13 protein-coding genes are annotated in these 19,201 nt (G+C 66.7%); 7 read left to right on the top strand and 6 right to left on the bottom strand.

Annotated features, from left to right (window positions below):
• Nucleotides 1-4: 4 nt before the first annotated feature.
• The 4 genes from choV to ACZLZY_RS07170 all read right to left on the bottom strand — a co-directional run bounded on the left by choV (nucleotide 5) and on the right by ACZLZY_RS07170 (nucleotide 3,658).
• Nucleotides 5-1,087, bottom strand: coding sequence for a choline ABC transporter ATP-binding protein (gene choV, locus ACZLZY_RS07185; protein WP_472933155.1), 1,083 nt, complete (start codon nucleotides 1,085-1,087; stop codon nucleotides 5-7).
• Nucleotides 1,088-1,092: 5 nt separating this feature from the next.
• Nucleotides 1,093-1,935: a choline ABC transporter permease subunit gene (gene choW, locus ACZLZY_RS07180; protein WP_472933066.1), complete on the bottom strand. Its 843-nt coding sequence runs from the start codon at nucleotides 1,933-1,935 to the stop codon at nucleotides 1,093-1,095.
• A gap of 130 nt (nucleotides 1,936-2,065) precedes the next feature.
• Nucleotides 2,066-3,007: a choline ABC transporter substrate-binding protein gene (locus ACZLZY_RS07175; protein ID WP_472933064.1), complete on the bottom strand. Its 942-nt coding sequence runs from the start codon at nucleotides 3,005-3,007 to the stop codon at nucleotides 2,066-2,068.
• Between the two features lie 189 nt (nucleotides 3,008-3,196).
• The gene (locus tag ACZLZY_RS07170) at nucleotides 3,197-3,658 is read right to left on the bottom strand and encodes an Lrp/AsnC ligand binding domain-containing protein (RefSeq protein WP_472933062.1); all 462 of its coding nucleotides are present in this window, start codon (nucleotides 3,656-3,658) and stop codon (nucleotides 3,197-3,199) included.
• Nucleotides 3,659-3,776: 118 nt separating this feature from the next.
• On the opposite strand from ACZLZY_RS07170, the gene putA reads away from it, so the two are divergent.
• From putA to ACZLZY_RS07135, 7 genes are all read left to right on the top strand, one after another.
• Nucleotides 3,777-6,875, top strand: a complete 3,099-nt coding sequence (putA, locus tag ACZLZY_RS07165; protein WP_472933060.1) for a bifunctional proline dehydrogenase/L-glutamate gamma-semialdehyde dehydrogenase PutA — start codon at nucleotides 3,777-3,779, stop codon at nucleotides 6,873-6,875.
• A 392-nt stretch (nucleotides 6,876-7,267) separates the two neighbouring features.
• The gene (locus tag ACZLZY_RS07160) at nucleotides 7,268-8,947 is read left to right on the top strand and encodes a formate--tetrahydrofolate ligase (RefSeq protein WP_472933058.1); all 1,680 of its coding nucleotides are present in this window, start codon (nucleotides 7,268-7,270) and stop codon (nucleotides 8,945-8,947) included.
• Nucleotides 8,948-9,300: 353 nt separating this feature from the next.
• A complete protein-coding gene (locus ACZLZY_RS07155) occupies nucleotides 9,301-11,490 on the top strand; it encodes an anthranilate synthase (protein ID WP_472933056.1) in 2,190 nt (729 codons plus the stop codon).
• Nucleotides 11,490-12,416 (top strand): cation diffusion facilitator family transporter, encoded by a 927-nt coding sequence (locus tag ACZLZY_RS07150; RefSeq protein ID WP_472933054.1) that lies wholly within the window; start codon nucleotides 11,490-11,492, stop codon nucleotides 12,414-12,416. The genes ACZLZY_RS07155 and ACZLZY_RS07150 overlap by 1 nt, the downstream gene beginning before the upstream one ends.
• A 448-nt stretch (nucleotides 12,417-12,864) precedes the next feature.
• Nucleotides 12,865-14,535 carry a 2-isopropylmalate synthase gene (gene leuA, locus ACZLZY_RS07145; protein WP_472933153.1) on the top strand — a complete coding sequence of 557 codons (1,671 nt, stop codon included), beginning with the start codon at nucleotides 12,865-12,867 and terminating at the stop codon, nucleotides 14,533-14,535.
• Nucleotides 14,535-16,220, top strand: a complete 1,686-nt coding sequence (locus ACZLZY_RS07140) for a thiamine pyrophosphate-binding protein (protein WP_472933052.1) — start codon at nucleotides 14,535-14,537, stop codon at nucleotides 16,218-16,220. Before leuA ends, ACZLZY_RS07140 begins: the two co-directional genes overlap by 1 nt.
• 89 nt (nucleotides 16,221-16,309) lie before the next feature.
• On the top strand, nucleotides 16,310-16,927 hold the full coding sequence (locus ACZLZY_RS07135) for a hypothetical protein (RefSeq protein WP_472933050.1): 618 nt from the start codon (nucleotides 16,310-16,312) through the stop codon (nucleotides 16,925-16,927).
• A 10-nt stretch (nucleotides 16,928-16,937) separates the two neighbouring features.
• Here the strand turns inward: ACZLZY_RS07135 and ACZLZY_RS07130 are convergent, their stop codons facing one another.
• Both ACZLZY_RS07130 and ACZLZY_RS07125 read right to left on the bottom strand, forming a co-directional pair.
• Entirely contained in the window at nucleotides 16,938-18,140 is a 1,203-nt protein-coding gene (locus ACZLZY_RS07130) for a benzoate/H(+) symporter BenE family transporter (RefSeq protein WP_472933048.1), read from the bottom strand.
• A gap of 75 nt (nucleotides 18,141-18,215) precedes the next feature.
• The gene (locus ACZLZY_RS07125) at nucleotides 18,216-19,187 is read right to left on the bottom strand and encodes a metallophosphoesterase family protein (protein WP_472933046.1); all 972 of its coding nucleotides are present in this window, start codon (nucleotides 19,185-19,187) and stop codon (nucleotides 18,216-18,218) included.
• Between the last annotated feature and the right edge of the window lie 14 nt (nucleotides 19,188-19,201).

Below are 19,201 nucleotides of genomic sequence, written 5' to 3'. Positions count from 1 at the left end.
TCGCCTAATTCCGCTTCTGATGCCGGCCGAGTGCGGTGATGATTTCCTGCGCTCCGATGCGGCCGATGATGCGGCCCTGTTCCGACACCATGACCTCGCCGCCGCCCTCGGAGACGACCTCCATCACCTTGCGCAAGGGCGTGTGGCTGTGCGCCGAGCCGGCGATGCGGGCATCGAGCCCGCCGGCCGACCGGTCGAGCGGCACCATGACGTCGCCTGCGGTCAAGACGTTCAGGGGGTTCATGTGGGTGACGAAGGCAGCGACGTAGTCGTTCGCCGGCCGCATGACGATGTCCTGCGCCGTGCCGACCTGGATGATCCGCCCGCCTTCCATGATGGCGATGCGGTTGCCGAGCTTGAACGCTTCGTCGAGGTCATGGCTGACGAAGATGATGGTCTTCTTCAACCGGGCCTGGATCTCCAGGAGCTCGTCCTGCAGCCGGGTGCGGATCAGCGGGTCGAGCGCCGAGAAAGGCTCGTCCATCAGGAGGATCGGCGCGTCCGTGGCGAAGGCGCGGGCAAGGCCGACACGCTGCTGCATGCCGCCGGACAGCTGGCCGACCAGCGAATGGGCGCGGTCGCTGAGTCCGACGAGCTCCAGCTGGCGCATCACCCGATCGCGCCGCTCGGCCTTGCCGCAGCCGGCAAGCTCGAGGCCGAGGCCGACATTCTCGGTAACCGAGCGCCAGGGCAGCAGCGCGAACTGCTGGAACACCATCGCCACCTCGTGCCGGCGCAGTTCGCGCAGGCGCTTGCCGCCGCAGTCCTTCGGATCGACCGGGCCGCGGCCTGTGTCGACGACCACGCGTCCGCGGGTGATCGGCGCGAGGCCGTTGACGGCGCGAATCAGCGTCGACTTGCCCGAGCCGGAAAGCCCCATCAGCACGGCGATCTCGCCTTCGGCGATGTCGAGGCTGGCATCGGCGACGCCGAGGATGACGCCGAGCTGCTCGTTGATCGCCTGGCGCGTCGCGCCGGCATCGACCAGCGGCAAGGCGGCCTCGGCCTTCTTGCCGAAGACGATGGAGACGTTCTGGAACGAGACGATCGGCCTTGCCGTCGTGGGCGTAAGCGGGGAACGGTCGATCGAGCTCACCGGCGGCCTCCTTCGTCGACGCGGAAGAAGCGGTCGAGGATGATGGCGAGGAGCACGATCGCAAGGCCCGCCTCGAAGCCCTGGGCGATGTTGATCGAGTTCAGCGCCCGCAGCACGGGCACGCCGAGGCCCGGCGCGCCGACGAGGGCCGCGATCACCACCATCGACAGCGACAGCATGATGGTCTGCGTCAGGCCGGCCATGATCTGCGGCGCGGCATAAGGGATCTCCACCTTCATCAGCCGCTGGAACGGCGTCGCGCCGAAGGCGTCGCCGGCCTCGATCAGCTGCAGGGGCGTCGAGGCGATGCCGAGCCGGGTCAGCCGGATCGGGGAGGGCAAGGCGAAGATCACCGTCGCCACGAGGCCAGGCACCATGCCGAGTCCGAACAGGATGAGGGCGGGGATGAGGTAGACGAAGGTCGGGATGGTCTGCATGAGATCAAGCACCGGCCGCAGTGCAGCATAAAGCCAAGGGCGGCGGGCGGCCGCGATACCCATGGGTATTCCGATGACCATGCAGACGGAGGTCGAGGCGATGACCAGCGCCAGCGTCTCGGTGGTTTCCTTCCAGTAGCCGAGATTGACGATCAGCAGGAAGCCAAGGATCGTGAAGAGTACGATCGGTACCGAGCGGCGCGTGGCATAGGCGATGACACCGAAAGCCGCGATCACCGCGAAGGGATGCGGTGTCTGCAGGACGTAGAGGATGGCGTCGATGAAGGCCTCGAGGCCAACCTGGATGGCGTCGAAGACCCCGGTGAAATTATCCGTCAGCCAGTCGACGAAAGCTGCGGCGTAGCTGCCGATCGGCAGGCGGTGGCCTTCAATCCATTCCACGGGGCAACGTCACTCTCTTGTAGAAGGCCATGGCCCGACTTGCGCCGGGCCTCCTGGCAGGAAGGGGAAGGGCTCTGCCCTCCGTTGTGGTGCCGCGCTGGCTGGGCTTTCGCCGCGGTGCGTGCTGATGTCAGGAGCCGAGGGCCGCCGTCACGGCCGGCAGCCCGTCCTTGCCGTCGACCGTGGTCACGCCGCCGAGCCAGCTCGTCACCGCATCCGGATTGGCCTTCAGCCAGGCCTTGGCCGCATCGGCTGGATCCTGCTTGTCGTCAAGGATCGCGCCCATCACGGCGTTCTCCATGTCGAGCGAGAAGGTGAGGTTCGCGAGCAGCTTGCCGACGTTCGGGCATTCGGCGGAGTAGCCGGCGCGGGTGGTGGTGTAGATTGTTGCGCCGCCGAGATCGGGACCGAAGAAGTCGTCACCGCCTGGCAGGTAGGCGAGCTTGAAGTTCTTGTTCATCGGGTGCGGCGCCCAGCCGAGGAAAACCACCGGCTTCTCCGACTTGGTGGCGCGTGCCACTTGGCTCAGCATGCCCTGTTCGGAGGATTCCACCAGCTCGAACTTGCCGAGGCCGAAGGCATCCTTCGAGATCATGTCGAGGATCAGCCGGTTGCCGTCATTGCCTGGCTCGATGCCGTAGATCTTGCCGTCCAGCTTGTCGGAGAACTTGGCGATATCGGCGAAGGTCTTGAGGCCCTCGTCGTAAAGGTACTGCGGCACCGCCAGCGTGTACTTCGCGCCCGTGAGGTTAGCCTTCACGCTGTCGACCGTCTTGTCGTCGATATAGGGTTTCACGTCGGCGGCCATCGACGGCATCCAGTTGCCAAGGAAGACGTCGATGTCCTTGTTCTTCATCGAGGCGAAGGTGACGGGAACCGACAGAACCTTGGTGTCCGGCGTATAGCCAAGGCCCTTGAGGATCTCGGTGGTCACGGCGGTCGTCGCGGTGATGTCGGTCCAGCCGACGTCGGAGAAGCGCACGGTCTTGCACGCCTCGGGCTCGGCAGCGAAAGCCGGCCCGGCCACCGACAAGGCCAGTGCGAGGGCGGCGAGGGTATGGGGAGCGCGCATGGATGCAGATCCTTCCAGTGTCGCCCTCGGGGCGAAGGCCCGGGCGGATGCTTGATCTCTGAGCCCGACTATCGCGGACGCCTCGGCGGGACGCAAGGTTTGGGGAACACTCGGTCCACCAGGGATTAGCTGCCGGGGCCTTTCCCGGCGAATGTCAGAACGCGACGCCGTGCGGCGCAATTTCTTCGATCACAGCGTGATCGTCGTTGAATTCTTGATCTCTTCCATCACCGCATAGGTGTGGGTCTCGCGGATCCCCGGCAGCGTCAGCAGGGCGTCCGACAAGAAGGCCCGGTAGGCCGTCATGTCTTTCACGCGCGCCTTCAGGAGATAGTCGAAGCCGCCGGCCACCATGTGGCACTCCATGATGTCGCCATTGGCCTTGGCGGCGGCGGAAAAGGCGGTGAAGACGTCGTCCGTGGTCCGCTCCAGCTTCACCTCGACGAAGACGATCATGCCGCGGCCGAGCTTCTCTGGGCAGAGTATCGCGGTGTAGCCGAGGATGTAGCCGTCGCGCGTCAGCCGCTTCACCCGCTCCGACGTCGCGGTCGGCGAGAGATGCGCGCGTTCGGCCAGTTCCAGATTGGTCAGCCGGCCATCCGCCTGGAGGGCAGCAAGAATCTTGCGGTCTTTGGCGTCGATTTCGGTCATCACAGATGTTTTTGACGCCATTGGCCGTGAAAGTCACGGAAAAACCCGGCGAGATTGGCGAGATCGGCACCGCGTACCGCTGATAATGTTGCTGATGTCGCAACCCTCGGGGTCATCCATGTCCGTCACTGCCCTTCGCCCGTTCTCCGCTCCCTTCGCGCCCGATGATGATGCCGCGGTGGCCAGCCTTCTGGCCAGTGCCTCGCGCTGGACGCATGATGAGGCCTCGGTCGACACGACCGCGCGTCGCTTCATCGAGAACATCCGCGGCAAGGCCGGCGGCATCGGCGGCGTCGAGGACTTCTTGCGCGAGTTCGGGCTGTCGAGCCGCGAGGGCCTGGCGCTCATGGTGCTGGCCGAGGCCTTGCTGCGCGTGCCGGACGCCAAGACGCAGGACCGGCTGATCGAGGACAAGATCGGCGCCGGCGACTGGGTGTCGCGCGAGGGCGGCGAGGACCGCATGCTGACGGCTGCCTCCGCCTGGGCGCTCGGCATTTCCGCCCGCATCATTCGCCCCGGCGAGACGCCGACCGGCGTCCTCTCCTCGCTGGTCAAGCGCGTCGGCGCCCCGGCGGTGCGGACCGCGACGCGCCAGGCCATGCGCTTCCTCGGCCGGCACTTCGTTCTCGGCGAGAACATCGAGGATGCGCTGGAACGGGCGCGCGGCCTCGAGAAGAAAGGCTATCGCCACTCCTACGACATGCTCGGCGAGGGCGCCCGCACGCAGGCCGATGCCGATCGCTATTTCAAGTCCTATGCCGACGCGATCGAGGCGATCGGCCGCAAGGCCGGCAACAAGGCGCTGCCGGACCGGCCGGGCATCTCCGTCAAGCTCTCGGCGCTCCACCCGCGCTACCAGTCGGTGAAGCACGAGCGGGTCATGGCGGAACTCGTGCCGAAGCTCGCCGACCTCGCGATGCGGGCGAAAAGCTTCCAGCTTAATTTCACCGTCGATGCCGAGGAGGCCGACCGGCTGGAACTGTCGCTCGACGTCATCGACGCGGTCGTGCGCAGCGCCGACTTCAGCGGCTGGGACGGGTTCGGCCTCGCCATCCAGGCCTATCAGAAGCGGACGCTCGCGGTGATCGACCACATCGACGCGCTGGCCGCCGAGGCGGGCATCCGGATGATGGTGCGGCTCGTGAAGGGCGCCTACTGGGACACCGAGATCAAGCATGCGCAGGAGAAGGGCGTCGACGGCTACCCCGTCTACACCCGCAAGCCGGCGACCGACCTTTCCTACCTCGTCGCCGCCAAGGCGCTGCTGGATCGTCGCGAGCGGCTCTATCCGCAGTTCGCCACCCACAACGCGCTGACGGTTGCGACCATCCTCGAAATGGCCGGTCGCGAGCCGACCGGTTTCGAGTTCCAGCGCCTGCACGGCATGGGCGAGGCGCTCTACGAGGCGGTGCGCGCTGAGTTCGGCGAGACGCTGGCATGCCGCATCTATGCGCCGGTCGGCGGCTACCGCGATCTCCTCGCCTATCTCGTCCGCCGCCTTCTGGAGAACGGCGCCAATTCCTCCTTCGTCGCCAAGGTCGGCGACAAGGACGTTCCGATCGAGAGCCTGATCGAGCGGCCGCGCGACATGCTGCAGGTCGGGCCCGGCCGCAACGCGAAGATCGGCCTGCCGAAGGACCTCTTCGGCGGCCGGCACAATTCGGGCGGCGTCGAGTTCGGCGACCGCAAGGCGCTCGGCGCCTTCATCGCCGACCGCGACAAGGCGCACGACAAGGCCATCGAGACCCGCAGCGATTTCGACCATTCCGCCTCTGCGTCGGGTGCGGCGATCCGTTCGCCGGTCGACGGTCATCTCGTCGGCGTCAGCCACCCGCTCTCGGCCGAGGCGGCAGTCCTCCTGATGAACGCCGCCCGCCGTGCCGTTGCCGAGGCAGAGCAGGTGCCGGCGGCAAAGCGCGCCGCCAGCCTGCGCAAGGCTGCCGACCTGATGGAGTCGCGTCGGGGCGTGCTGATGGCGTTGCTCGCCAGCGAGGCCGGCAAGACCGTCGACGACGGCCTTGCCGAGATCCGCGAGGCGGTCGACTTCTGCCGGTTCTATGCCGACGAGGCCGAGCGGCTGTTTTCGGCCCCGGTGCCTTTGCCGGGTCCGACCGGCGAAGAGAACCGGCTGCGCTACCGCTCGCGCGGTGTCGTGGTGGCGATCTCGCCCTGGAACTTCCCGCTGGCGATCTTCATCGGCCAGGTCGCGGCCGCCTTGGCCGCGGGTAATGTCGTCGTAGCGAAGCCCGCCGAGCAGACCCCGCTGATCGCCGGCCTCGCCGTCGATCTCCTGCGCGAAGCCGGCTTCGGCGACGCGGTCCTGCATCTTGCGCCCGGCGATGGCGCCACCGGCGCGGCGCTGGTGTCGCACCCGGCCACCGCGGCCGTTGCCTTCACCGGCTCGACCGAGACGGCGCACCTGATCAACCGGGCGCTCGCCGCCCGCAACGGCCCGATCGCCCCGCTGGTGGCCGAGACCGGCGGCATCAACGCCCTTATCGTGGATGCGACGGCTTTGCCCGAGCAGGTGGCCGACGACGTCGTCACCTCCGCTTTCCGCTCCGCCGGACAGCGCTGCTCGGCGCTGCGGCTTCTGTTCGTGCAGGAGGATGTCGCCGAGCGGATGACCGACATGATCGCCGGTGCCGCCGCCGAACTCACCATGGGCGATCCGCGCGATGTCGCCACCGATGTCGGCCCGGTGATCGACGCCGAGCAGAAGGCGATGCTGGAAGAGCATCTCGCCCGCATGAAGAAGACCCAGCGCATCCGTTTCGCCGGCACGCTGCCGGCGGGTCTCCCGGCGGACGGCCACTGGGTCGCGCCGCACATCGTCGAGATCGACCGGCCGGAGGCGCTCGACCGCGAGGTGTTCGGGCCAATCCTCCACATCGTCAGATGGAAGGCCGGCGAGCTCGGCAAGGTCTGCGACGCCATCGAGGCGACCGGCTTCGGCCTGACGCTTGGCGTCCACAGCCGCATCGACGAGACGATCCGTGCCGTCACCGAACGGCTGACGGTCGGCAACATCTACGTGAACCGCAACATGATCGGCGCCGTGGTGGGGTCGCAGCCTTTTGGCGGCTCGGGTCTTTCCGGCACGGGACCGAAGGCCGGCGGACCGAACTACGTCGCGCGGTTTGCCCGCGAGCAGGTGATCTCGACCAACACGGCGGCCGCCGGCGGCAATGCCAGCCTGATCGCGATGGAGGCCTAGAGGGTCGCGATACCCGGCGCTGGAACCATGCTGTCAATCGGCACGTTGGGTGGCTGTATCGAGTGAGACATCACGTCAGCTTCGATCCAGCGACGGTCGTCATGATCGTCGCTTCAGGGACGCATCGGCAAGCCACCGGCGGCTTCCTCCCGGTCGATCGGCGGCAGCGCGGTCCTCCCTGAAAATGATGCCGGGTCAGAGGGCGTGTCCTCCCCATGCCAGACGATCCGCATACGCAGGCATGCCAATTGAAAGCCCGGGCCCCACGCCCGGGCTTTTTTGTGTTCTGCGCAGCCGAGGTTGGCGGCGGCCGACCGCCGACATATGCTCAGATTCGGGAATCGATTTTTCGCGCTTCCCCAAGAAAACGAGCACGAATGGGAATGCGGGAAATGGCTGTCGTGAAGTCGGACATCGAGATCGCACGCGCTGCCGACAAGCGGCCAATTCGGGAGATCGCCGCCAAGCTCGGCATCGACGAGGAGCACCTCGTCCCGTACGGGCACGACAAGGCGAAGATCACGGCGGGTTTCCTGCGCTCGCTGTCGGAGAGGCCGGACGGCAAGTTGATCCTTGTCACCGCCGTCAACCCGACGCCGGCGGGCGAGGGCAAGACCACGACCACGGTCGGGCTGGGCGACGGGTTGAACCGGATCGGCAGGAAGGCCGTGGTCTGCATCCGCGAGGCCTCGCTCGGTCCCTGTTTTGGCGTCAAGGGCGGCGCCGCCGGCGGCGGCTATGCGCAGATCATCCCGATGGAGGACATGAACCTCCACTTCACCGGTGACTTCCACGCCATCACCTCGGCCCACAACCTTCTGGCGGCGCTCCTCGACAACCACATCTACTGGGGCAACGAGCTGAAGATCGATACCCGCCGCGTCGTCTGGCGCCGGGTGCTTGACATGAACGACCGCTCGCTGCGGCAGGTCGTGACCTCGCTCGGCGGCGTTCCGAACGGCTATCCCCGGGAGTCCGGTTTCGACATCACGGTCGCCTCGGAAGTGATGGCGATCCTGTGCCTTGCCCGTGACCTCGACGATCTCGAGCGCCGGCTCGGCGACATCATCGTCGCCTACCGCGCCGACAAGAGCCCGGTGTTCGCCCGCGACGTGAAGGCGGACGGCGCCATGGCGGTGCTGCTGCGGGATGCGATGCAGCCGAACCTCGTGCAGACGCTGGAGAACAACCCGGCCTTCGTCCACGGCGGACCCTTCGCCAACATCGCCCACGGCTGCAACTCGGTCGTTGCCACCACCGCTGCGCTGAAGCTTGCCGATTACGTCGTGACCGAAGCCGGTTTCGGCGCCGATCTTGGGGCGGAGAAGTTCTTCGACATCAAGTGCCGGAAGGCGGGCCTGAAGCCCTCAGCCTGCGTCCTCGTCGCGACCGTCCGGTCGATGAAGATGAACGGCGGCGTCGCCAAGGAGGATCTCGGCGCCGAGGACGTGGCGGCCGTGGTGCGAGGCTGCGCCAATCTTGGCCGGCACATCGAGAACATCGGTCTCTTCAACGTGCCCGTGCTGGTCGCCATCAACCATTTCTCCGGCGACACGCAGGCCGAGACCGAGGCGCTTCAGCAGTACGTTGCCGGCCTTGGTGCCGAGGCGATCGTCTGCAAGCACTGGGCGCACGGCTCGGACGGAATTCTCGAGCTGGCGGAAAAGGTGGCGGCGCTCGCCGATTCCGGCAGCGCCGATTTTGCGCCGCTCTATCCCGATGCGATGGGACTGTCCGAAAAGGTGGAGACCATCGTCAAGCGCATCTACCGCGGCGCCGCCGTGACCATGGACAAGGCGGTGGTGCAGCAGCTCACCGACTTCGAGCAGAAGGGTTTCGGCCATCTGCCGGTCTGCATGGCGAAAACTCAGTATTCCTTCTCCACCGACCCCGCTTTGCGCGGGGCACCGGAAGGGCATGTCGTGCATGTTAGGGAGGTCCGGCTGGCGGCGGGTGCCGGCTTCGTCGTTGCGATCTGCGGTGAGATAATGACCATGCCGGGCTTGCCGCGCAGTCCGGCTGCCGAGCGGATCCTCCTCGACGACGAGGGCCTGGTTCAGGGCCTTTTCTGAGCCGACAGTCGGCCGGCTGTCAGCGCGCTGCGGGCTTTGCCCGCAGCGCCTGTGGTGTGCGGGGATGACTTCGCCGTCACCGGCGTCCCCGACGCCTGAATCCGATTGCCCTTTTGGCCGTCCCGCGCTAACGCTTTCCGCATGAAGAACGTCGCGCACAATCGGCTCTGGTGGCAGGCTCCCTGATCGGCGGCCCCTAGGCGTTTTCGCACGCGTTCGAAGACAAAGGTCGCCCTGGTTCATCCGGCGGCCTTTTTTATTAGCCGCCGCCGTGTTCGAGGGCCCCAGCATTTTGGCGGTGCATTCGGTGCGACCCAAGCGGCGCAGGATGCTCGAAGGTTCGGGAGACAGGTATGACGCTCGAGATACTCTCCGACGGCGCCGAGCGCTATCACACCCTCGGCGGCGTTGCCGTGACCCGGCGGCGCGAAGTGGTGCCCTACGCCGGCGCGATCGAGCCCTTCGTCGATCGTCTCGACACCCGGCGGGGCGCGGTGTTTTCGTCCAATTACGAGTATCCCGGTCGCTACACCCGGTGGGATACGGCGATTGTCGACCCGCCGCTGATGGTGACCTCGGCCGGCCGCCAGATGGCGATCGAGGCGCTGAACCCGCGCGGCGAGGCGTTGCTGGGTTTCGTCGCCGGGGCACTGGCAGGCCATGAGGACATCGCCGAGCAGACGGTCTCCGCTGATCGCATCGACCTGCGCGTGAAGCTCCCGGACCGGGCCTTCACCGAGGAGGAACGCTCGCGCATGCCGACGGTGTTCTCCGTCCTCCGCTCGGTCGTCGGCCTGTTCAAGTCCGAGGAGAATGCCGATCTCGGGCTTTACGGTGCTTTCGGCTACGATCTCGCCTTCCAGTTCGATCCCGTCGCCGAATCCCTGACGCGCGCCGACAATCGCCGCGATGTCGTCCTGTATCTGCCGGACGAGATTCTGATGGTCGATCACTACGCCGCCAAGGCCTATGTCGATCGCTACAGCTTCGAGAAGGACGGGATTTCGACCGAGGGTCTCGAGGGCGGCGGTCCGGAGGCGCCGTTCACACCGTCCGACCGCATTCCGCCGCGCGGCGACCACAAGCCGGGCGAATATGCCGCTTTGGTGCGGTCGGCGAAGGAGAAGTTCATCCGCGGCGACCTGTTCGAGGTGGTGCCCGGCCAGACCTTCTTCGAGCGCTGCGAGAACCCGCCTTCGGCGATCTCGCGCCGGCTGAAGGCGATCAACCCGTCGCCCTATTCGTTCTTCATCAACCTCGGGGAGAACGAGTTCCTGATCGGCGCCTCGCCGGAAATGTTCGTGCGGGTCAACGGCCGCCGGGTCGAGACCTGCCCGATCTCCGGCACCATCAAGCGCGGCGACGACGCGATCTCAGACTCCGAGCAGATCCTGAAGCTGCTGAACTCCAAGAAGGACGAGTCCGAGCTCACCATGTGCTCGGACGTCGACCGCAACGACAAGAGCCGCGTCTGCGAGCCTGGCTCGGTGCGCGTCATCGGCCGCCGGCAGATCGAGATGTATTCGCGGCTGATCCACACCGTCGACCATATCGAGGGCCGGCTGCGCGAGGGCATGGACGCCTTCGACGCCTTCCTCAGCCATGCCTGGGCGGTAACGGTGACGGGGGCGCCAAAACTCTGGGCGATGCGCTTCATCGAGGCGCACGAGAAGAGCCCGCGCGCTTGGTACGGCGGCGCCGTCGGCATGATGCACTTCAACGGCGACATGAACACCGGCTTGACGCTGCGCACCATCCGCCTGCAGGACGGCATCGCCGAAGTGCGGGCCGGCGCGACGCTGCTCTACGATTCGAACCCCGAGGAAGAAGAGGCGGAGACCGAGCTGAAGGCGTCGGCGCTGATCTCGGCGATCCGCGAGGCCGGCTTGCCCAACAGCGTCGCCGGCGAGCGCTCGGGCGCCAAGGTCGGGGAGGGCGTCAAGATCCTCCTCGTCGACCACGAGGATTCCTTCGTCCACACCCTCGCCAACTACTTCCGACAGACCGGTGCGGAAGTCACCACCGTTCGCACGCCGGTGCCGCAGACGATCTTCGACAGCGTCATGCCCGATCTCGTGGTGCTGTCGCCGGGCCCCGGCAAGCCTGTCGACTTCGACTGTGCCGGCACCATCGCCTCGGCACGCCAGCGCAATCTGCCGATTTTCGGCGTCTGCCTCGGCCTGCAGGCGCTGGCCGAGGCCTATGGTGGCACGCTGCGCACGCTGCATGTGCCGGTGCACGGCAAGCCGTCGCGCATTCGCGTACAGAAGCCCGGCATCATTTTCTCCGGGCTCGGCCAGGAGGTGACGGTCGGTCGTTACCACTCGATCTTCGCCGATCCGGTACGGCTGCCGAAGGAGTTCGAGGTCACGGCCGAGACCGAGGACGGCGTCGTCATGGCGTTCGAGCACCGCTCCGAGCCGGTGGCCGCCGTGCAGTTCCACCCCGAGAGCATCATGAGCCTCGGCGGTGCCGCCGGCATGCGGATGATCGAGAACATCGTCGCGCATCTGCCGCGCCGCGCCCGCGTGAAAGCTGCCTGATGTCCAAGACGATTTCGACAACTGGCGTCCACCCGGACGCTGTCCTGGTCAAGCGCATCGCGACGGCGACGATCGGCGTCGCGCTCTTGGTGCTCGGCATCAAGTACTACGCCTATCACGTCACTGGATCGGTGGCGCTGTACTCCGACGCGCTGGAATCGATCGTCAATGTCGTCGCCGGCATCATCGCGTTCTGGGCGGTCAGCGTCAGCTTCACGCCGGCCGACAGCGACCATCCTTTCGGACACACCAAGGCCGAGTATTTCTCCGCCGTGGTCGAGGGCGCACTGATCATCGTCGCCGCGCTCCTGATCCTGCGCGAGGCGTGGAACGCGTTCGAGACGCCGCGCACACTCGAGGCGCCGATGGTCGGCATCGCCATCAACGGTGTCGCCACCGTCATCAATCTCGCCTGGGCGCAGTTCCTGATCCGCGCCGGCCGGGCCCGTCGTTCGCCGGCCCTGGCCGCGGACGGTCGCCACATCATGGCTGATGTCGTCACGTCGATCGGGGTGCTTGTTGGCCTTGGCATCGCCTCGGTCACCGGCTGGGCGCTGCTCGACCCGATCATGGCCGCCCTCGTCGCCGTCAACATTCTGCGCGAGGGCTGGCACGTCGTCACCACCTCGCTCAGCGGCCTCATGGACCAGGCGATGGAGCCAGCCGACGAGGAGCAGGTGCGCTCGCTCATCTCCGTCCACGGCGAAGGGGCGCTCGAGGTGCATGATCTGAAGACGCGCATCGCCGGGCGGGCCCTTTTCATCGAGTTCCACATGGTGGTGCCGGAAGCGATGACCGTCGGGGACGCGCACGAGATCTGCGACCGCATCGAGGATGCCTTGCAGGACAAGTTCGACAATGCGCATGTGCAGATCCACGTCGAGCCCGAGGGTGAGATCAAGCAGACCGGGGTGCCGGTGGTCTGAGGGGGCCGCACGGCGCGGGCGAACGGCGTCGACAATGGGGCGCGCGACGATGTCGGAGGCGCCTCTTGCAGTTCTCCCGAATTCGGCTAACCTCTCCTCATGAGCATCGCCCCGACCCTCCTGATGATCCTGTCCCTGTCGCTTGCGACGGGTGGAGTGGTCCTGCGTGCGCGCCTGCTGCTCCTTCCGCTTAGAAGCGATCGTCGGACCCGTTGATTGGGGGCGTCCGGCGGTCGAGCCGGTCGCGTCTGCGCCATGCCCCCTTCCGCTTCCATAGGGTTCACCATTCCCGGTTAACGCTGCCGTAGGTCGAAGGACCCGCGCGTCCGGGCGAGCGACGAAGGTCTCAACGATGTCCATTTCAGCCACCATGCCCGAACGGGGTATCACCGGCAGCCGGCCGGCTCAGACAGCCCCTGCCACCGGCGCCGCGCCGCCATCGCCTGTGATGGGCAAGGCCGCCGAGAAGTACCAGCCCTATCCCCAGCTCGACCTGTCCGACCGGACCTGGCCGTCGAAGCGCATCGAGACGCCGCCGATCTGGTGCTCTGTCGACCTTCGCGACGGCAACCAGGCGCTCGTCGACCCGATGGGTCAGGAGAAGAAGGAGCGCTTCTTCCAGCTTTTGAAGTGGATGCGGTTCAAGGAGATCGAGATCGGTTTCCCCTCGGCCTCGCAGACCGACTTCGACTTCATCCGCTGGTGTGTCGAACAGGGCGGCATCGAGGACGACGTGTCCTTGCAGGTGCTGGTGCAGTGCCGGCCGGAGCTGATCACCCGCACGTTCGAGTCGCTCGAGGGCGCGAACCACCCGATCGTCCACTTCTACAACTCGACCAGCGAACTTCAGCGTCGCGTCGTGTTCCAGAAGGACCGCGCCGGGGTGCGCGAGATCGCGACGGATGCGGCCAAGATGATCACCGACATGGCGGCCAAGGCCGGCGGCGGTTATCGCTTCGAATATTCGCCGGAGAGTTTTACCGGCACCGAACTCGACTTCGCGCTGGAGATTTCCAATGCGGTGATCGAGATCGTCCGGCCGACGCCGGACAACAAACTGATCATCAATCTCCCGGCGACGGTCGAGATGTCGATGCCGAACGTCTATGCCGACCAGATCGAATGGATGTGCCGCAACCTCGACAACCGCGAGAACCTCATCATCTCGCTGCACCCCCACAACGACCGCGGCACCGCGATCGCCGCGACCGAGCTCGGCCTGCTCGCCGGCGCCGACCGAGTCGAGGGCACGCTCTTCGGCAATGGCGAGCGCACCGGCAATGTCGACATCGTCACGCTGGCGCTGAACATGTTCACCCAAGGCGTCGATCCGCAGCTCGACGTGTCCGACGTCAACCGGATGAAGGACGTCTACGAATACTGCAACCAGCTCGCCATCGCCGAGCGACACCCCTATGTCGGCGAGCTCGTCTACACCGCCTTCTCCGGCTCGCATCAGGACGCGATCAACAAGGGCATGAAGGCGAGCCGCGCTTCCAACAAGGCGCTCTGGGAAGTGCCGTATCTGCCGATCGACCCGCAGGATGTCGGCCGTTCCTACGAGGCGATCATCCGCATCAACTCGCAGTCCGGGAAGGGCGGCATCGCCTACGTGCTGCAGGCCGACTACGGCCTCAACCTGCCGCGCGCGCTGCAGGTGGAGTTCCGCGAGGACATCCAGCGCATCACCGACGAGGGCGGCAAGGAACTGCCGGTCAAGGCGATCTACGACCGCTTCATCGAGCGCTATGTCGAGCAGCCGGGCGGCCGGCTCAAGTTCGTCGACCATCACACGGTATCCAATCCCGAGCACCGCGGCGAGCGGATGATCGAGGCGACGATCCTCGACAACGGCACCGAGGTGACGATCACCGGGCGGGGTACCGGTCCGATCGACGGCTTCGTCGATGCGCTGGCGCGCCATCTTGGGCTTGAGATGTCCGTCGCGGATTACTCCGAGCATTCGCTCCAGCACGGTTCGAACGCCAGCGCGATCACCTACATGGAGATCGAGCATGCCGGCGGGAAACTCTTCGGCGCGGGCATCAACAAGAACATCGTGACGGCGTCGCTGGAGGCGATCGTCTCGGCGGCAAACCGCATCCTCGGGGCAAACTGATGCAGAGCGGCGGCGTCCTCCTGGTCAAGGCGCTCGAAGCGCAGGGCGTCGACCGCGTGTTCTGCGTGCCCGGCGAGAGCTATCTCCCGGTGCTCGACGCATTGGTGGACAGCCGGATCGAAACGGTCGTCTGCCGCCAGGAAGGCGGCGCGGCGATGATGGCCGAGGCCGATGGCAAGCTCACCGGCCGGCCCGGCATCGCCTTCGTCACCCGCGGGCCCGGCGCGACCAATGCTGCGTCGGGCGTCCACGTCGCCGCCCATGACCTGACGCCGATGATCCTCTTCATCGGCCAGGTGCCGGTGAAGTTTCGGGGCCGTAGCGCGTTCCAGGAACTCGACTATCCCGCTCTCTTCGGCGGCATGGCGAAGGCGGTGTTCGAGGCGGCGACGCCGGACGAACTGCCGGACCTCGTCGCTGAAGCCTTCCGGATTGCCCTCGATGGCTCGCCCGGTCCGGTGATCGTTGCGCTGCCGGAAAACACGCTGTCCGGAAAGGCCGAAGCGGCCATTCCCGCACGGGTCGAGGCGATCGACATCTTGCCGGCGGAGAGCAAGCTCGAGAGCCTTTGGTCGTTGCTGGAGACCGCCGCCGCGCCGATCCTTCTTCTCGGCGGCTCTCGCTGGAGCGACGGGGCGATCGCCGACATAGCGGCCTTCGCCGAGGCCTGGCACCTGCCGGTCGTCTGCTCGTTCCGCCGCCAGTCGCTCTTCCCCAGCCGCCACCCGAACTATGCCGGCGACCTCGGCATCGCCCCCTCGCCGAAACTGCGCGATCGGATCGCCGCGTCCGATCTCGTCATCGCGCTCGGCGCGCGGCTGGGCGAGATGCCGAGCCAGGGCTACACGCTGTTCGACGTGCCCATGCCGCGGCAGCGGCTGGTGCACATTCTGCCGGACGGCATAGGCCGGCTCTACCAGCCGACGCTCGGCATTCATGCCGATCCCATCTCCTTCGCCCGAAAGGCCGCGCAACTGGTGCCGCCAGCGACCGTCGCCTGGTCCGGCGAGGCCGAAGCCATGCACCAGGAATATCTCGATTGGTCGACGCCTAAGCCTCCGGCGACGCCGGCGACAAAGCCTTTCGCTGACGAAACGAGCGGTTTCGTCGACGAAACAACTCGTTTCGTCGACATGGACGCGGTGATGGCGCATCTCGAGACGCACCTGCCGGCGGCGAGCACGATCACCAACGGCGCCGGCAACTATGCCGGCTGGCTGCACCGCTTCCACCGTTTCACCGACCGCGCCTCGCAGCTGGCGCCGACCTCGGGCTCGATGGGCTACGGCCTGCCCGCCGCGATCGCTGCCAAGCTGCGCCACCCCGAACGCAAGGTGGTCTGCCTTGCCGGTGACGGGTGCTTCCAGATGACCAGCCAGGAGTTCGGAACCGCCTGCCAGGCCGGCGCCGCGGTGATCGTCCTCGTCGTCGACAACAGCCAGTACGGCACGATCCGGATGCACCAGGAAAAGCATTATCCCGGCCGTATATCCGCAACGGCGCTGCAGAATCCGGACTTTGCCGCGTTGGCCAGAAGTTACGGTGCCTTTGCGGAAAAGGTCGACTGCGACGCGGATTTCGCCGCCGCGTTCGAGGCAGCGCTCGCCAGCGACGGGCCGGCGCTTTTGCACCTCGTCGTCGATCCCGACCGGGTTTCGGCGGCGTCCCGGTTGTCCCGGCGATAGGTCCGGTATCGCGGCAGCGCGTTGCAATTGCACACAAGACATTTAAGGTCGAGGAGACGACAAGTCTGGAACGGGGTCCTGAAACGGCGATGGGCGAAGGAAAGGACAACGTCTCTTCCCTGATGGGCACGCGTCGGCTTGCCGACGCCGTCCGCGCGGCCAAAATTGCCGCTGCTCACCGCAGCGACGTCACCGTCGACATTCGCGAGGCCGATCGGGCACGGCTCGAGATCTTCGCCGAGGAACTGGCGGGCGTCATCGACGAGGTGCCGGCCGGCGACGACCGTTTCGATTTTTCCATATCGGGCGGCCAGCAGCCGCGGTTCTGGATCGACGTAACGGCCCATGTGAGCATGGCGCGCGACCGCCGCACCTACCGCTTCGTCCGCGAGACCCGGCTTGGCCGCCTGACGCTCGCCGAATCGCTGGAAACGGCGGTGATCGCCGACCGCGTCACCGATTACATCGCCGAACGCATCGTCGAGCGGGAGAAGGCTCTTGCCGACAGCGATGGGCTGGGGCAGCGCGCGGCAGTGCGCTCGGGCACGGCGGACACGGCCGCTGCCGAACCGATCCGGCCTGTTGCCGCCGTCCACAAGCACCCCTCGGCAATCCCTCTGGCGATCGGCTGGCTGATGATCGGTATCGTCATCGGCGCCGGCATTTTATATGCGCTGGCTGCTTATCGCGGGCTCGTTCCGCGGTAGGACTCTTGGATCAGCGCGGCGGCTTGGCATACTCTGCCGGTAAGCTGGCGGCAGGATGCGCCGTTCTCCACCGCGCGGCCGCCAGCACGCCGGCGCCGGCGATGAGGCCCCAGAACGGGGCGCTGATGCCGAAGAACGCGATGCCGGATGCGGTCACAAGAAACGTCAGCGTCGCCGCCTCCCGCTCGTCGAGCCGCGCCATCGCCGCGTGGACGGCGCTGGAGAAAGCGCCGATCAGGGCAAGTCCCGCCACGGCCTGGATCAGTAGCGGCGACAGGCTGGCGAAGGCGGTGACCACGCCGGCGATGAGCCCGAAGCCGACATACGCGACGCCGGAGACGACGCCCGACCAGTAGCGCCGCCGCGGATCCGGTCCCGCCTCGTCGCTGGCGCAGATCGCCGCGGTGATGGCGGCAAGGTTCACCGCGTGCCCGCCGAAAGGGGCCGCCGCGAGGCTGAAGACGCCGGTCGCGGCAAACAGGGGCCCGGCCGGCGGCGTATAGCCGTTCACCTTGAGGATCGCGAGGCCTGGAATGTTCTGCGAGGCCATCGTCACCAGGAACAGCGGCAAGGCAATGCCGATGAGGCTTGCGAACGTGAACGCCGGCATCACCAGGACGGGGGAGGGCAGCATGTGCCCGAGCTCCATGCCGCCCGCGGGTGCTTTCAGGAGGATCACCGCGATGGCGACGATCGCCGCGGCGGGGACGGCGAGGATACGCTTGACCCGCGCCATCACCAGCCACGTCACCGCGATCGCAAGGCCGCCCGCGGGATCGGCGGCGACGGCCTTTACCGGTGCAAGGCACAGCGAGAACAGGATGCCGGCGAGCATCGCGTTGGCGAGCGAGCCCGGGATCGCGGCGATCAGGCGGCCGAGGGGACGGAAGACACCGGACGCGACCACCAGCCCCGCCGCCACGACAAAGGCCCCGACGGCCACCGGAAACCCGCCTTCCGGCAGGCCGGAGGTCGCCAGCAGCGCCGCGCCCGGCGTCGACCATGCGATCGAAACCGGCATCCTCGTCCAGAGACTGACCCCGACGGCGCAGACCCCCATCGCGATCGACAGCGCCATCAGACCGGAGGCCGCCTCGGCTCGCGTCGCGCCCATCGCGGAGAGGCCCTGGAGGATGACTGAGAAGGAAGAGGTGAAGCCGACGAAGGCCGCGAGCAGGCCGGCGGTGATCGCCGGGGCAGGGGGAGCGCGCATGGGGATGACTACCGCAGGAAACAGACGGCCTGACTATCGCCACCCTGCGTCGCACCGCAACCTCAGTCTTGCCTGCTATTGCGCTGCCGGCAAATTCGGCATCGCCGCGGGCGCATCTGCGGACGGGGCCACGTCGATCGCCTCACCATTGCCCATCAACTGCCGCTGACGGATCCAGCCGATGCCGCTGCCGTCCTTGTAGAGGCCGCGTTCGCGCTGGACGAGGGTCCAGGCACCCGGTTCGCCGTCGATGTCGAAAAGGTTGTAACGTGCGGCCGGCTTCTCGCTGCCGGCGTTCTGGCTGGCCGACGGCACGCCGACGACAGGAACCAGGCCATCGGTCCCGGCGATCCAGTTCAGCGTGTCGAGATGGGTGTGGCCGTGCAGCACGAGGTCGGCGCCGACTTCGCGGATGACCTTCCAGAAGAACTGCTTGCCGATTAGCCGCTTGTGCCAGGACGCCGCGCCCGAGATCGGTGGATGGTGGATCATGATGACGCAGAAATGACCGGTGGTACGGCAGGCGCCCAGCATTTCGGCCAGCGCCAGCGCTTGGCGCCGCTTGAACGTGCCAGTCGCAAAGAAGGGCGCGGTCGCCTCGGCGCTGGAGATGCCGAAGATGGCGACGTTGCCGCGCATCCTTACATAGGGAAACATTCCGCCGATCGCCCGCTGCGGCGTGTCGCCGACCATGTAGTCGTGCCACTCAGCGCAAGCCCGCTTCAGCGCGCCCGGCACATAAGCGTCGTGGTTGCCAGGAATGACGGAGATGTCGCGGGCGGATCCAAAATCCTGCAGCCAGAGGCCGGCGCCGACGATCTCGGTCTTGGTGGCAAGGTTGACGAGATCGCCGGTGACGGCCACATGATCCGGCTTCTGGGCCTTCAGGTCGTTGACCAGCGAGACAAGCGTATCGCCGAACATCACCCTCCGCCGGTTGCGGTGCCAGTTGACGTAGCCGGTGACGCGCTTGGATGCGAGCTCGCGAAACGAGAGCTCCGGCAGCGGGCCGAGATGGATATCTGAAAGATGCGCAAGGGTGAACATATGCCTCCATCTAG

The sequence above is a fragment of the Mesocryomonas lacus genome, assembly GCF_055730135.2.
This window is presented reverse-complemented; position numbering and strand designations above follow the sequence as displayed.

What these genes read in the sequence shown, in the direction of transcription:
- ACZLZY_RS07175 (WP_472933064.1), bottom strand. Translation starts at nt 3,007, where the DNA reads ATGCGCGCTCCCCATACCCTCGCCGCCCTCGCACTGGCCTTGTCGGTG.
- ACZLZY_RS07170 (WP_472933062.1), bottom strand. Translation starts at nt 3,658, where the DNA reads ATGACCGAAATCGACGCCAAAGACCGCAAGATTCTTGCTGCCCTCCAG.
- putA (WP_472933060.1), top strand. Translation starts at nt 3,777, where the DNA reads ATGTCCGTCACTGCCCTTCGCCCGTTCTCCGCTCCCTTCGCGCCCGAT.
- ACZLZY_RS07160 (WP_472933058.1), top strand. Translation starts at nt 7,268, where the DNA reads ATGGCTGTCGTGAAGTCGGACATCGAGATCGCACGCGCTGCCGACAAG.
- ACZLZY_RS07155 (WP_472933056.1), top strand. Translation starts at nt 9,301, where the DNA reads ATGACGCTCGAGATACTCTCCGACGGCGCCGAGCGCTATCACACCCTC.
- ACZLZY_RS07150 (WP_472933054.1), top strand. Translation starts at nt 11,490, where the DNA reads ATGTCCAAGACGATTTCGACAACTGGCGTCCACCCGGACGCTGTCCTG.
- leuA (WP_472933153.1), top strand. Translation starts at nt 12,865, where the DNA reads ATGGGCAAGGCCGCCGAGAAGTACCAGCCCTATCCCCAGCTCGACCTG.
- ACZLZY_RS07140 (WP_472933052.1), top strand. Translation starts at nt 14,535, where the DNA reads ATGCAGAGCGGCGGCGTCCTCCTGGTCAAGGCGCTCGAAGCGCAGGGC.
- ACZLZY_RS07135 (WP_472933050.1), top strand. Translation starts at nt 16,310, where the DNA reads ATGGGCGAAGGAAAGGACAACGTCTCTTCCCTGATGGGCACGCGTCGG.
- ACZLZY_RS07130 (WP_472933048.1), bottom strand. Translation starts at nt 18,140, where the DNA reads ATGCGCGCTCCCCCTGCCCCGGCGATCACCGCCGGCCTGCTCGCGGCC.
- ACZLZY_RS07125 (WP_472933046.1), bottom strand. Translation starts at nt 19,187, where the DNA reads ATGTTCACCCTTGCGCATCTTTCAGATATCCATCTCGGCCCGCTGCCG.